Source organism: Yoonia sp. GPGPB17 (assembly GCF_037892195.1).
In the GTDB taxonomy this organism is placed as follows: domain Bacteria; phylum Pseudomonadota; class Alphaproteobacteria; order Rhodobacterales; family Rhodobacteraceae; genus Yoonia.
The window spans coordinates 2,452,861-2,465,905 of sequence record NZ_JATACI010000002.1; the positions used below are offsets into that span (position 1 = coordinate 2,452,861).

General features: G+C 56.9%; 12 protein-coding genes and 1 pseudogene. 10 read left to right on the top strand and 3 right to left on the bottom strand.

Annotation, left to right across the window (positions count from 1 at the left end):
• Nucleotides 1–89: 89 nt before the first annotated feature.
• From QTO30_RS13160 to QTO30_RS13175, 4 genes are all read left to right on the top strand, one after another.
• Nucleotides 90–3,092, top strand: coding sequence for an ATP-binding protein (locus tag QTO30_RS13160; protein WP_340424551.1), 3,003 nt, complete (start codon nt 90–92; stop codon nt 3,090–3,092).
• A complete protein-coding gene (locus QTO30_RS13165) occupies nt 3,082–3,762 on the top strand; it encodes a Crp/Fnr family transcriptional regulator (RefSeq protein WP_340424552.1) in 681 nt (226 codons plus the stop codon). The genes QTO30_RS13160 and QTO30_RS13165 overlap by 11 nt, the downstream gene beginning before the upstream one ends.
• Nucleotides 3,763–4,206: 444 nt before the next feature.
• Nucleotides 4,207–4,521 carry a hypothetical protein gene (locus tag QTO30_RS13170; protein ID WP_340424554.1) on the top strand — a complete coding sequence of 105 codons (315 nt, stop codon included), beginning with the start codon at nt 4,207–4,209 and terminating at the stop codon, nt 4,519–4,521.
• A 63-nt stretch (nt 4,522–4,584) separates the two neighbouring features.
• Nucleotides 4,585–5,577, top strand: a complete 993-nt coding sequence (locus tag QTO30_RS13175) for a TraB/GumN family protein (RefSeq protein WP_340424555.1) — start codon at nt 4,585–4,587, stop codon at nt 5,575–5,577.
• A gap of 6 nt (nt 5,578–5,583) precedes the next feature.
• On the opposite strand, the gene QTO30_RS13180 is transcribed toward QTO30_RS13175, so the two are convergent.
• Nucleotides 5,584–6,234 carry a DUF2161 domain-containing phosphodiesterase gene (locus tag QTO30_RS13180; protein ID WP_340424556.1) on the bottom strand — a complete coding sequence of 217 codons (651 nt, stop codon included), beginning with the start codon at nt 6,232–6,234 and terminating at the stop codon, nt 5,584–5,586.
• Between the two features lie 541 nt (nt 6,235–6,775).
• Between QTO30_RS13180 and QTO30_RS13185 the strand changes: the two genes are divergently transcribed.
• The 6 genes and pseudogenes from QTO30_RS13185 to QTO30_RS13210 all read left to right on the top strand — a co-directional run bounded on the left by QTO30_RS13185 (nt 6,776) and on the right by QTO30_RS13210 (nt 11,678).
• The gene (locus tag QTO30_RS13185) at nt 6,776–7,693 is read left to right on the top strand and encodes a manganese-dependent inorganic pyrophosphatase (protein ID WP_340424557.1); all 918 of its coding nucleotides are present in this window, start codon (nt 6,776–6,778) and stop codon (nt 7,691–7,693) included.
• A gap of 37 nt (nt 7,694–7,730) precedes the next feature.
• Nucleotides 7,731–8,605 (top strand): annotated as a pseudogene (locus QTO30_RS13190) (TIGR01459 family HAD-type hydrolase).
• A 90-nt stretch (nt 8,606–8,695) separates the two neighbouring features.
• Complete coding sequence (locus QTO30_RS13195) at nt 8,696–9,139, top strand: MaoC family dehydratase (RefSeq protein ID WP_340424558.1); 444 nt, start codon at nt 8,696–8,698, stop codon at nt 9,137–9,139.
• A 93-nt stretch (nt 9,140–9,232) separates the two neighbouring features.
• Nucleotides 9,233–10,174 carry a bifunctional riboflavin kinase/FAD synthetase gene (locus QTO30_RS13200; RefSeq protein WP_340424559.1) on the top strand — a complete coding sequence of 314 codons (942 nt, stop codon included), beginning with the start codon at nt 9,233–9,235 and terminating at the stop codon, nt 10,172–10,174.
• A complete protein-coding gene (locus QTO30_RS13205) occupies nt 10,164–10,631 on the top strand; it encodes a YcgN family cysteine cluster protein (protein ID WP_340424560.1) in 468 nt (155 codons plus the stop codon). The genes QTO30_RS13200 and QTO30_RS13205 overlap by 11 nt, the downstream gene beginning before the upstream one ends.
• A complete protein-coding gene (locus tag QTO30_RS13210; RefSeq protein WP_340424561.1) occupies nt 10,632–11,678 on the top strand; it encodes a threonine aldolase family protein in 1,047 nt (348 codons plus the stop codon).
• Here the strand turns inward: QTO30_RS13210 and QTO30_RS13215 are convergent.
• Nucleotides 11,647–12,432 (bottom strand): alpha/beta fold hydrolase, encoded by a 786-nt coding sequence (locus QTO30_RS13215; RefSeq protein ID WP_340424562.1) that lies wholly within the window; start codon nt 12,430–12,432, stop codon nt 11,647–11,649. The genes QTO30_RS13210 and QTO30_RS13215 overlap by 32 nt on opposite strands.
• Nucleotides 12,432–13,028 carry a 2-hydroxychromene-2-carboxylate isomerase gene (locus tag QTO30_RS13220; protein ID WP_340424563.1) on the bottom strand — a complete coding sequence of 199 codons (597 nt, stop codon included), beginning with the start codon at nt 13,026–13,028 and terminating at the stop codon, nt 12,432–12,434. Before QTO30_RS13220 ends, QTO30_RS13215 begins: the two co-directional genes overlap by 1 nt.
• Nucleotides 13,029–13,045: the final 17 nt, after the last annotated feature.

Sequence of the window (13,045 nt, forward strand, 5' to 3'; positions counted from 1 at the left end):
TTGTCTGAACAGGCCGACCACGCGGAATACGGGCTTGGAAGCGCGCAAAACACACTTATAGTGTGTCCGTTACGCGGGCAGGTGATTTTATGAGCGACCCCAACACGTCCAAGTCGACCACCTTGCCGGGTGAGCGTAAGCAGATTACGGCAGTGTTCATGGATATTGTTGGCTTCAGTGGAATCGCGAGCACAAAAGATCCCGAAGATTTGCAGGACTGGCTTGAGGCGTTTTATGTGCAGGCCCGCGATATTGTAACAGATCATGACGGCGAGGTGACGGAGTACCTCGGTGACGGCATTGTCGCTCTGTTTGGCATGGATCACGCTGACGAGCTGGCGGCATCCAAGGCTGTTCAGGCCGCGATGGCCGCACTGGACAAAATCGACGCAGGCCATCATGACAACGGGATCAAACTTCAACTACGAGCCGGAGTTGCAACAGGTGATGCGGTGGTGCGTGCGGCAGATGAGAACAGCAATCGCACCCGCGCGACAGGCATTGTCACAACGCTGGCCCAGCGCATTCAGGAAAGGGCCGCGCCCGGAACAGTCATGATCGCGCAAAGCACCCAGGACTTGCTGCGGGGCCGGATCACGACGCAAGAGTTCACAAACGAAAAATTACGGGGTTTTGCCGAAGAGCAAACCTTGTTTCGACCGCTGACGGACCGCGCCACTTTGCTTCCCGCAAAGCGAGTCTTTGTCGGGCGAACAGGAGTTTTGCAGCGGATCGCCGACAGCGCCGACCCTGCGTTATTGATTGGCCCTGCAGGCATCGGAAAAACTGCAGTTGCTCAACAATTGGCTGCACGGGAAGAACGAACCACTTTTTTGGCGGCGGACGGCGTACATCGGCACGCGAGCTATTATCCGTTCACCCGGTGGCTATTGCGCCAAACAAAGCCAATCCTACCTGACTTTGCTGATGTATCAGCGCAATTCTCCACCTTAACAGAGACAGCGCATCTGGCCCTCGCCCTGATCTTGGGTTTGCCTCAGGGACAGCGGCTTTTGACCGAGCGCAGCAATGTAGGCCTCAAGGCGCTAATTGAACGCAGCTTGTGGGATGCGATCCAGACCCTGCAACCACAGGGTCTGTTGATTTTTGAAGACTTGCATTGGATGGACAATGCAACCCTTGGCGTCCTAAACTACATCATTCAAAGCAAAGAAGCAGAAAGCTACCAGCTTGTCCTGACCAGCCGTGACGACACACGGATGAATACCCTTCTGGCGTCAGCAAAGATCAATACCATCCCGCTTGGGCCGCTGAGTAGCAATGAGGCAACCCAGCTTCTAAATGCCTTGTCGCAAGGGAAAATGGCTGCCCATCAGCGGACGATGATGATTGATCACGCGGCTGGCATTCCGCTTTTTATCGAGCAACTGCTCCAGCGCGATGCGGCACAGCCAAATCGCCGGCGCAATGTGCCGGGATCACTGAAAGATCTATTGGCTCAGCAGATTGAGAACACCAGCCCCGCCAAGCCAGTCTTGCAATGTGCAGCTGTGATTGGCGTACGCTTTGATCTTGAGATGCTGGGCGCCATCGCGACAGAGCACGGCCCGCTTGAAACTCACCTCAACACTGCACGCAAGCAAGGCGTGTTGCGCAAGGTCACCGAAGGCACATGGGCGTTTGCCCACGCCCTGTTGCAGCAAACCGCCTATGACAGCATGTTGCGACCGGTGCGGGTGAAACATCATGCGCAGATTGCGGCGCATTTGCAGGATGATCACCCAGCGGCCATTCAGCGTGATCCAGCCCTTTTGGCTGAACACCTCCGCCGGGCAGAACAGCATGCCCCTGCAATCCAGTGCTATTTGTCGGTCAGCCAAAGCGCGCTGTTTAAGGGCGCTTTCGAGGATGCCGAGGCGCACGTGCTGGCGGCGGTTGCACTATGCGATACGGCACCCGCAGATGTGGACGTCAGCGCCCTTGAAATCGCATGCTATACGGCACTTGGTTCAATTCGCATGCAAACGCAGGGTTTCACAGCAACACCCGTGAAAGAAACCTTTGAGAAAGTGGCTCGGCGTGCCAAAGATCAAAACGCATATGCGGCCGGTAACGGACCGGCGTTTTATGGCGGTTTTACCCATGCTGTGATTTCGGGCGATATGCCCGCAGCGGTACAATTTAGCGAAATGCTTGAGGATACGGCGGCCACGGGTCCGGCGGGAGATCAAGCCAAGGAACTGCGGCTGGCATCACTGAATGTCGATACGTCCCTGCATTTCTATACAGGTGCATTCCATCAGGCCTCGGCTGCCTTTCATGCCTTACGCAACGACTATGATGTTGCACAACACGGCACGATGATCTCAAAGTATGGTGCCGATACTTACGCAGCCGCGCAGATGTTTGAAAGCGTTGCCCGTGCGATCTGTGGTGATACGCATATTGTGCCCGCATTGGTCGCCGAAACCGATACCCACCAAGAGCGGCTGAACATTCCTGTTATGCAGCCATGGGCGTTGATCTGGGGCGCGGTTCCGCTGTATTATGCCGGTCGGACAGAGGCTGCGATCACCCGCGTGCAGCGTGGCCTGAAGATTGCAACACAGCAGGCCGCCGCATTTTGGCAGGTCACCGGTGCTGCCTGGCTGAATGTCATGGACACGACAGAAACCTACGACGCTGAAGGGTTGGAACAGTTCTCTACTGTAATCAAATCGCATGAAGCCATCGGCGCGCATGTTGGGCTGCCGTATTTCCGGGCACATTATGCGACCGCTTTGGCAAAGCACGACCGCGCCGATGATGCTTATCAGGCATCTTTGCAGGCCATCCGCGACAGTGAATCAAGCGGGCTGCATTGCTGGCACCCGGAGGTGCTGCGCCTGCATGCACGTATCTGTGCGCAACGCGGCGCAACAACCGGCGCCGCAAGGTTTCGAAAGAAGGCGGCCAATATTGCGCAGACACAAAATGCGCATTTGTGGCTATTGCGTGTGCGCTTGGATCAGCACCGGGCAGGTGAAATCGCCGATGCTCCGCTGCGCCGGGCCCTGAGCCGCTTTGACCCTGCCGCACAACCACCCGAATTGATTGCCGCTCAGAAACGGCTGGACCCGCATGACACCTGAAAAACTACTCAGCTATGATCTGCCGCTATTCGAGGGTATCAAGCCCGCCGATATCGCCGATATTGCGCTGGGGGTGAAGGAGCAAACCCTCGAACCGTGGCAAACGATTTTTGATCAGGAAGATACATCCTACGATCTCTATTTCTTGTTGTCCGGTTCTCTCTTGGCGGTGTTCTGGACAATACAAGGGCGCGAGATCGTCTTTTCACGATTCCCCATCGGCGCTTACTTTGGGGAGCTGGCCGCATTTGATGGCACGCCACGGTCTCTAGCGGTTGTCGCCAAGACAGAAGCCAAGGTGCTGGCCATGCAGCGCGAGAGCCTTTTGCAGTTGTTCAATGAAGTGCCTTTGATCCGGGAAAGGATCACCCATAATCTGATCGGTCGTATCCGCACATTAACCCGACGCAACATGGAAATGACAACATTGTCCGTCGAACAGCGTGTCGGCAAATTTTTGCTGCGACTGGCGGCAGAGCGAGGCAAACTGACCCAAGGTGCCGTGATCGAAGACGCCCCGACCCATGTAGAGATTGCGGGATACATCGGGGCCAACCGGGAAATGGTCAGCCGGTCGATCAGCAAACTGGCAAAGAAAGGCGTGATCAAATCAGCGCGCCAACGCATCGAGATTCTCAATCCCGCAGCACTGTCAAAGGGCCTTGCCTAAATTTAATCGCATTTTCATCTTTTTCGTCAAAACTCAGCCATGATCCTAGATTAATTATAAATTAACGGAAGCGAAGGTGAGTAAGTTGGCACGTATTATTGGTATCTTGGGTGGTGAAGTCACACTGATGCTGGCTGGTGGCACAATTGGTCTGGTTTTCTTGATCTTTGGCTAAACGCACCCTGTATCATAGCGATCTGTGACAAGATATTCACGGTGGCACAATCCACCCAAATGCTGCCCAATAGGGATGTCGTGAAAGATTTCCCTTGGGTCCAACACAACCGTTGGGTTAAACCACAGTTGTTCGACCCCGAATCAAGGAGACTGCAATGACAAGAAAGGTTCTACTCACCCGCTGGTGCTAGCCACCACGTTGCAGTGCTGTTGTGCCCTTCTGGCGCAAAGCAAACACTCCCTTGAGATTCAAGATCGGATACATCCATGCATCCCCCGTTTTATATGGTCGATCACAAGATCGGCCCCGATATTCATCACCACAGTGACAAGAAACCTGTCACCCGGCGCAGCTTGCCTGAACGGCTGGCGTTGCGGCCAAGCGCGTCAGGTTGGCCCCCGATACCGATGTCGTCCGCTGCGTTCACCGACAATGGCGCGCTGCATCTGCCCAGCGGTGCTATGCTGGCCCCCCAGACGACCTTGCAAGTCGTACCGCCGCCACAACGCACCTGGCGTGATGTCATTGGTCGGATGCTGATCCGGGCGGGTCAACGTATGATCATGGAAAACCGCGTCTGAGGGAATTGACCCTCGGCGCGGAGCCCTTACCTGTATCTAAGACAATCACACAAAGGATGGCGCATGTTCCTTCGTTCCGCCGCATCAGTTCTTTTCACCCTGACGGCGTTGCCTGTGGCCGCGGCCTGCGTCGGCGAAAGCTACCTCGACCGCATGACGCCGGACCAGCACGCTGAATTGTCAGCGGCCGTCGCACACATGCCTTACGCCGAAGGGCTGACTTGGACAGCGACGAAGGAGGATGCCTCAATCACCGTCGTTGGCACGATGCACATTTATGACCCGCGTCTGGAGGAATTGCGTGCCGAGTTGGTCGACACGGTTGCATCCGCCGATCTGGTGATGCTGGAGGCAACCCCGGAAGAAGAAGCTGCGCTTCAAAACCTGATCACGACAGATCCCAGCCGCCTTTTCATCGTAGATGGTCCAACATTGCCTGAATTGGTGGACGAAGAGACGTGGCAGTTAATCTCCGCCGCCGCCAGCGAACGGGGTATCCCATCGTTCATGGCTGCGAAGATGCAGCCTTGGTATCTGTCATTGACCCTTGCCGTACCGTCTTGCGCGATGTCCGACATGATGGCAGGTGCACGCGGTTTAGACCATATGATCATTCAAGAGGCCGAAGCCGCTGGTGTACCCATGCAGGCGGTTGAGCCCTATACGACTTTGTTTGACCTTTTTGAGGATGACAGCTTTGACGAACAGATTGATATGCTGCGCGTGAATATGCTGGTGCCCGATCTGCAAGAGCAAATGTTCGTTGCGATGCTGGATCGTTACTTCGCCGAAGACATCGGGCGGTTGTGGGAGATGTCGCGCATCGCGTTGTCGGACGTTCCAGATCTGGACCCTGCCGAGGCCACGGCGATGTTCGATGAAATGGAAGAATCCCTGCTGAACACCCGAAACCGCAACTGGATTCCGGTGATTGCCGAAGCCTCTGAAACCCATGACGACATTGTCGTGGCTGTCGGTGCGGGCCACCTGATCGGCGAAAGCGGTGTGTTACAACTCTTGGAAAACGAAGGCTGGGCCATCACGCGCATCGATTAAGGTGCCTCAAACGTCCCCATAGTCAGCCAACCCTTTGCGGCCCACATCCGTCAAATCGTACACGCCACGCGACACCCGAATGAACCAGCCATAGTGATCCGCCGCCATGATTTGTGTGGCCTGCGGCACTTCGGTCCATTCCTTGACCTTGGCCCCCTTTGACGGCCCATGTACTGCCAAGAACCGCGCGCAGCGCAACGCATCCTGCCGGTAGCCCGTGATGATCCCATGCCGTGTGGCACCGCCATCGTTGGGGTCGCCCTGCAAGCGCTCAAAGGCCCGCAACAGACGGGTCTTTTTCTTCTGCGATTGCCGTGCAGCATAAGGCCCCGGGTCGGCCAGAACCTCTACATACCCATCACGCAACCGCACGGTCAGAACACCCAAGCCAGCGCGGCGGGCCAATTTCACATTCGCTTTCAGCGCCTTCGCTTTGCCGCCAGACGGCACGGCCAGATAGACATGGTCGGTGGTCAAAAGCCGTTCCACCCCCTGATGAAACAGCGCCAGCGAAAACCCCAGTTTCAGCTCAACCACCACCAGATAGTCGCCGCGGCGCCCAACGACATCGGCAGCGCCAACTTCGCCCTTCACCTCGTAGCCTTGCCTTTGCAGGTAGGCTTTGATCGGGGGGTATAAGTCAGCCTCACGTGGCATCGAGTCTCCTTCGCGCGCAGCCAAATGGAAAAACCATGCCGTGACAAGCCCCGCCACCATCGGCAGCGGGGCCCGTTTGCTATCTGCCGCCCAAACGCCCGGGGAACTTTGGTGGTCGGCGATCAAACCGCTTGTCGCGGTTTATGGCTGACGGCGTGCGGGGTGCACCCTTGGGGTCGGGTCGCGCGGCACGACGATTTTTGGTTGCAGGCATAGGGTTCAGACCCGGCTTGCGGGGTTTTGCTGTTTTGCGGGGCATCTTGTGCACCTCTCGTCTGAAAGTGGTCATAGGACCAAACGGCCCGGCGGTGCGCCAAACGGCGTTACTGCGTCATGTCCATTGTCAGGGTGCTCCTCAAAGTGGATTACGTGGGATCAATGCGGGCGGTTTAAGCGTGCTTGTCCATTGTCAGCGTCCTCCTTTTGAGTGCCCCGAATGTACATCACCGCCACCTGTCGGTCAAACAGACACCATGGGGTGACACTCAGAACGCACGCTTCTATATACGGGCCAAATCTGATCCCATTGAAAGTGACACCCATGACAACGCTCGTATTTGGCCACAAATCCCCCGACACCGACAGCACCGGATCACCGCTGATCTGGGAATGGTTCCTGAACCATACCGGGATTGAGGCGAAGGCGGCCCTGCTGGGTGACCCGAACACCGAAGCGACATTTGTGACCAAGCGCTGGGGCTTTGACCTGCCCGAGATCATTGCCGATGTTGAAGACGACCAATCCTGCGTCATCGTCGACACCAACAACCCCGCCGAACTGCCTGCCAACATCAACAACGCCGATGTGCTGGCGGTCATCGACCACCACAAGCTGGCGGGCGGGTTAGAGACAAAGAACCCGATCAACATCACCGTGCGCCCCTTGGCCTGCACCGCCACCATCATGCATCAGATGATGGGCGAACACGCGGGGCATATGCCCGAAGGGATCAAAGGGCTAATGCTGTCATGCATCCTGTCCGACACGCTGGCCTTCCGCTCGCCCACAACAACAGAGATAGACAAGGATTTGGCCGAAAACCTCGCCAAAGACCTTGGCGTCGACATCGAAGCCTACGCGAGTGAGATGTTTGAGGCGAAATCTGATGTCTCGGCCTTCTCTGACGCCGAGTTGTTGCGCATGGACAGCAAGGAATACGAAGTCGACGGCAAGAAGTTCCGCGTCTCGGTGCTTGAGACCACAGCGCCGCAGATCGTGCTGGACCGCAAAGATGCGCTGATAAAAGAAATGCCCAAAGTCGCGAAGACCGACAAGGTAGATGAAGTTCTGCTCTTCGTGGTGGACATCATCAAGGAAGAAGCCACCATGCTGATCCCCAATGACATGGTCAAAACCGTCGCTGAGAAATCCTTTGATGCCACGGTCGAGGGCGACAGCGTTGTTCTGCCCGGCATCATGAGCCGGAAGAAACAGATCATCCCGGCACTGAAGGTCTGATCACTGCACCCTGAACATCCGCTCAAAAGGCCGCCTTATGACCCAGATTATCGACCAATTCGCCGACATTTCAGGTCAGTATGACGCCGCTTTCGTGGACCTTTGGGGCTGTATGCACAACGGCGTAGCGGCCTTGCCAGAGGCCGTCACCGCCATGCAGAAATACCGCGCCGCAGGGGGTGTTGTCGTGCTTGTCACCAATTCCCCCGCCCATGGGACAGTGTGGCGCGTCAGATCAATGGGCTGGGTGTGCCGGATGATGCCTGGGATGCGATTGCGACCTCGGGCGACAGTGCGCGCGCGGCAATGTTTCGGGGGATTGTGGGTGAGAAGATTTGGTTCATGGGGGAAAGTCCGCGTGATGATGATTTCTTCAAGCCGCTGAAGATCATTGATGATCCGGCAAACATCCAAAAAGTACCCCTGGAGGAGGCTGAAGGCATTGTCTGCTGCGGTCCCTTTGATCCACTGGCCGATGTTAACATCAACCGGCCCGAGTTCCTCTACGCAAAGACCAAAGGGCTCAAGCTGCTTTGCGCCAACCCGGATATCATTGTTGACCGGGGCGAGGTGCGTGAATGGTGCGCAGGCGCTTTGGCTGCACTTTATACCGAAATGGGTGGCGAGAGCCTCTATTTTGGCAAACCCCACCCGCCCATCTACGATCTCGCGCGCCGCAGGCTTGCGGCATTGCCCAATGCCCCATCCGATCCACGCATCATCGGGATAGGCGACGGGATAGGCACCGATATTCTGGGTGCCGTCCAAGAAGACATCGACGCGCTGTTTATTTCGGGTGGCTTGGCCGCTGCTGAGACCAAAACAGACCGTCAGCCCGACCCAGATGCGCTCAACGCCTATCTGCAAAGCGAACAGATGAGCGCCACCTACACAATCGGGCAACTACGCTAGAGGAATCACTTGATTTTTCTGCATCCGCGAAGTAATAAAATTTCAATATCACTGTATTAGTGGAATTTTTGTTGCTTTATGGAGCCGGACATGTTGGACAACGCACCCCGCGGGACGATCTGTATCGAAGATATCGAAATCGGCATGACCCGGTCGCTGCGCAAGGTGATTACGGATCGTGATATTGAGATGTTTGCCGATGTCTCGACGGATCGGAACCCCGTGCATCTGGATGAGGACTATGCGCAGGATACGATCTTTGGCGGGCGCATCGCGCATGGCATGCTGACAGCAGGATTGGTCAGCGCTGTGATTGGCGAACAACTGCCCGGGCACGGTACGGTGTACCTGGGCCAAAGCCTGAAATTCCTCGCCCCTGTACGCCCCGGCGATATGGTTCTGGCAGAGGTCGAAGTGACCGAAATCGACCATTCCAAGCGCCGTGTGACCATGAACACACGCTGCCTCGTGAACGACAAGAAGGTGCTGGTTGGCGATGCGACCGTGCTCGCACCATCCCGGAAATTCGACTAGCGCTTATCAAGCGTTCCGCTTTCTGCGCGAAGAAGCCTGCAAGGGCTGATAAGCGATGCTTGCACGGCCCTGCGCCGTCCGCTACGCAAAGCCATGCATATCATTCGTGACACCGTTTTCGTTGATCCATCCGACCGTGGCGCTGCCGCGGCGATTGGCAATTTCGATGGTGTGCATATCGGGCATCAGGCCGTCATTGATCTGACACGCAAGGCGGCAAAGGACGCGAACGCGCCTTTGGGCATCATGACGTTTGAACCGCATCCGCGCAGCTATTTTTCCCGCGATCCCAAGCCGTTCCGCCTGATGAACGCCGAAGCACGCGCCAATCGTCTGGCCAAGCTTGGTGTCGAAAAGCTCTACGAAGTGCCCTTCAATGCCGCCCTCGCTGGGTTGACCCCCCGTGAGTTTGCGCAAACGATCATCCACGATCAACTGGGCCTCAAACATGTGGTCGTTGGCGCGGATTTTTGTTTTGGCAAAGGTCGCGCCGGAACCGTAAAAGACCTGCAGGCCTTCGGCGCAGAAATGGGTTTCGGCGTCACCATTGCCCCGATCGTCGCCATCGATACGGCCAATGTGTCGTCGACTGCGATCCGCCAGGCCCTGACCGACGGCAAGCCGCGTGACGCCGCTGCGATGCTGGGTCACTGGCACCGAATTGAGGGTGAGGTCATTCGTGGTGATCAACGCGGCCGTTATCTTGGGTATCCAACCGCGAATATGTCCATCACAGGCCTGCATCCGCCCAAGTTTGGGGTTTATGCGGTGAAGATTGATGTGCTGGATGGGCCGCATACAGGAACATATGACGGCGCCGCGTCGATCGGTGTCCGCCCGATGTTTGGTGAGAATACCGCCAATTGCGAAACCTTCATCTTTGATTTCAAGGGCGACCTTTACGGCACCACCCTTTCGGTCGCTTTGGTCGATTTTCTGCGCCCTGAACTAAAGTTTGACGGGCTTGACGCGCTGATCACGCAGATGGACGCCGACTGTGTCACCGCGCGACAGATTCTCGCCGATGTCCGCTGAAATCCCCCGCGACGGCCTGGCCCCACGGTTTTGGGAAACCAAACCGATGGCGAAGCTGAGCCAACAGGAGTGGGAAGCGCTTTGTGATGGCTGTGGCAAATGCTGCCTGAACAAGCTGGAGGATGACGATGGCACGGTCGCCCTGACCCGCATCGCCTGTCGCCTGTTGGACGGTGAAAGCTGCCTGTGCAGCAACTACACCAACCGCCACCGCTACGTGCCCGAATGCATCGTGCTGACACCCAAAACCATCGCCGACAACCTGTATTGGCTGCCCATGACCTGTGGCTATCGCTTGGTTTACGAAGGCCGTCCGCTCTACGATTGGCACCCGCTGATCTCGGGCGATCCGGCGTCGGTGCATGACGCTGGCGTGTCGGTCAAAGGCATGACGATCCCCGAGATAAACGTCGATGAAGATGACTGGGACGACCATATCATCGAGGAGCCACTTTAGATGTATTTTGCTTCAGACAATGCGGGCCCGGCCCATCCAAAAGTGATGGAAGCGCTGATGACTGCCAATCAGGGCTATGCCATGGGCTATGGCGCCGATCCGATCATGGATGACGTGCGTGCGCAGCTGCGCGAGGTTTTTGAAGCACCAGAGGCCGCCGTTTACCTGATCATCAATGGCACCGCTGCCAATTCGGTGCTGTTGGCGGCGATGACGAAGCCCTGGGAAACCATCTTCTGTACCGATTGCGCGCATATCCATGAGGACGAATGCAACGCGCCCGAGTTCTTTACCGGGGCCAAGCTGACTTTGGTGCCATCAGTAGATGGCAAAATGACGCCAGAAGGCTTGCGCCAGAAAATCCTTGGGGAAGAAAACCGTGGCGTGCATGGCCCCCAAAGAGGCCCGTTGTCGATCACACAGGTAACCGAAAAAGGGACAGTCTATACGCTTGACGAAATCCGCGCGCTGACCGCCACCGCGCAGGAGTTTGACATGCAAACCCATCTGGATGGGGCGCGTTTTGCCAATGCGTTGACGGCGCTTGATTGCACACCGGCTGAGATGACGTGGAAAGCGGGCGTCGATACGGTCAGCTTTGGCGGCACCAAGAACGGAGCGCTCGGCGTTGAAGCCTGCGTGATCTTCAACCCAGAGATCGCTTGGGAATTCGAGTTGCGGCGCAAGAGGGGCGGGCATTTGTTGTCCAAGCACCGCTACTTGTCTGCCCAGATGCAGGCCTATCTGGCTGACGGGCTGTGGCTGGATATGGCGCGGTCAGCGAACGCGCGCTGCACGCAACTGGCTGAGGGGCTGCGCAAGCACAACACCGTCACGATGCTGTTTGAACCGCAAGCCAATATGATCTTTTTCGAGATGCAGCGTCGCGAGCATAAGCGTATGCTGGATGCTGGTGCCGTCTACTACGTGATGAATGGCGACCATGAGGTTGGTAATCCAGACGAACCGCTGATTGGGCGGCTCGTTTGCGATTGGTCGATGACTGAGGAAGGTGTCAGCCAGTTTCTTGATCTGCTGCACGGATAATCGCGGCGACGTCTTCGGCATGCGTGATTGGCACCATATGGGCAGCACCCGCAATCTCGTGATCGGTTGCCATTGGCAGACGCGCCAACAGCGTATCATGGATGGCCCTGATCACGGGTTGGGTATCTGTGCCCCGGATCAAGGTCACAGAGGCATTTACCGTACCGAGGCGCTCCGCTGATGTGATCCCGGCTGCGTCTTCCTCAATCGGGGCGGCCCCTGCCACGATCAAATGAATGCGGCGGGTCAGTTTGTCTTGCAAACGCGCTGGGGTATCTGCCCAAGCGGCGGCACCCCAGAGATCATTAAAGACCGCCGCCGCCCGCGCCTCATCCCCTGCCAGCATTGCACTAACGAAGGGGCGGAAGTCCTTGGCGTGCTGGGCGTGTTCCGGCGTGCTTTTGGCTGCTGCAAAGTAGACCGGTTCGATCAGGGTCAAACGGCTGACCAGATCTGGACGTTCAACAGCCAGACGCAAGGCGGCGGTAGCTCCAAAGGAATGCCCGATCAAATGGGTTGGTCCATCACAGCAGGCAGCCGCAGCATCCATCACAAGTGTCTGATAATCAGGCTTGCCGTCCCAGTCATCACTGCGGCCATGCCCGGGCAGGTCGATCAGCGTGACCTGCCCGTCAACAGCATTTGCCAAAGGCAGCAATGGCGTGTGACTGGACAAGGCACAATGGATCATCACGGTGGGCGCACCATCGCCCATCGTGACAGCATGGACATAATGCCCTGAAACGTCAGGCATTAGATTTTGCCAGACAAATACGCATCCAGATCGACGATCCGGTCTTCACCCCAAAAGCGCTCATTCGTGTCGGTGATGAAGAAGGGCGCACCAAACGCACCCGCACTGACCGCGTCTTCAAGGTTTTTGGCAAAGGTATCGGCCGCCGTCAGCATATCCTTGTCGGCCAACGCCGGATCGAGACCGCATTTTTCCAAACAATCGCGCACAACCTCGTCCTGGCTAATGTCACGTTCTTCCGCCCAGCAGGCCGCCCCAAATGCCGTTACGAGTTCGGCCACATCCGCACCCGCATTCTGCGCCGCGATAATCGCATAGGCCGAAGGCGCGCCGTTCGTCGGCCAGAACATCGGCTTCAGGTTCAGTGATTTGCCCAACAGCTTGGACCGGCGCGCCATATCCTGCAGGCGGTATTCCTGCCGGTTGGGGTGGCGGTCTTTGGGTGGCACACCGCCCGTCCGACCAAACAGCCCCATGATATCCAGCGGTTTGTACGTGATCGTGGCCCCATGTTTTTTCGCAATTTCTGCCGGTCGCGTCCCGCTGAGGTATGTAAACGGTGAAAGGGTAGCGAAGTAATAGTCGATATGGGGCATTTTGCGGCTCCTTGGGC

Coding starts and splice junctions, on each gene's coding strand:
- QTO30_RS13160 (WP_340424551.1), top strand. CDS start 90: ATGAGCGACCCCAACACGTCCAAGTCGACCACCTTGCCGGGTGAGCGT.
- QTO30_RS13165 (WP_340424552.1), top strand. CDS start 3,082: ATGACACCTGAAAAACTACTCAGCTATGATCTGCCGCTATTCGAGGGT.
- QTO30_RS13170 (WP_340424554.1), top strand. CDS start 4,207: ATGCATCCCCCGTTTTATATGGTCGATCACAAGATCGGCCCCGATATT.
- QTO30_RS13175 (WP_340424555.1), top strand. CDS start 4,585: ATGTTCCTTCGTTCCGCCGCATCAGTTCTTTTCACCCTGACGGCGTTG.
- QTO30_RS13180 (WP_340424556.1), bottom strand. CDS start 6,234: ATGCCACGTGAGGCTGACTTATACCCCCCGATCAAAGCCTACCTGCAA.
- QTO30_RS13185 (WP_340424557.1), top strand. CDS start 6,776: ATGACAACGCTCGTATTTGGCCACAAATCCCCCGACACCGACAGCACC.
- QTO30_RS13195 (WP_340424558.1), top strand. CDS start 8,696: ATGTTGGACAACGCACCCCGCGGGACGATCTGTATCGAAGATATCGAA.
- QTO30_RS13200 (WP_340424559.1), top strand. CDS start 9,233: ATGCATATCATTCGTGACACCGTTTTCGTTGATCCATCCGACCGTGGC.
- QTO30_RS13205 (WP_340424560.1), top strand. CDS start 10,164: ATGTCCGCTGAAATCCCCCGCGACGGCCTGGCCCCACGGTTTTGGGAA.
- QTO30_RS13210 (WP_340424561.1), top strand. CDS start 10,632: ATGTATTTTGCTTCAGACAATGCGGGCCCGGCCCATCCAAAAGTGATG.
- QTO30_RS13215 (WP_340424562.1), bottom strand. CDS start 12,432: ATGCCTGACGTTTCAGGGCATTATGTCCATGCTGTCACGATGGGCGAT.
- QTO30_RS13220 (WP_340424563.1), bottom strand. CDS start 13,028: ATGCCCCATATCGACTATTACTTCGCTACCCTTTCACCGTTTACATAC.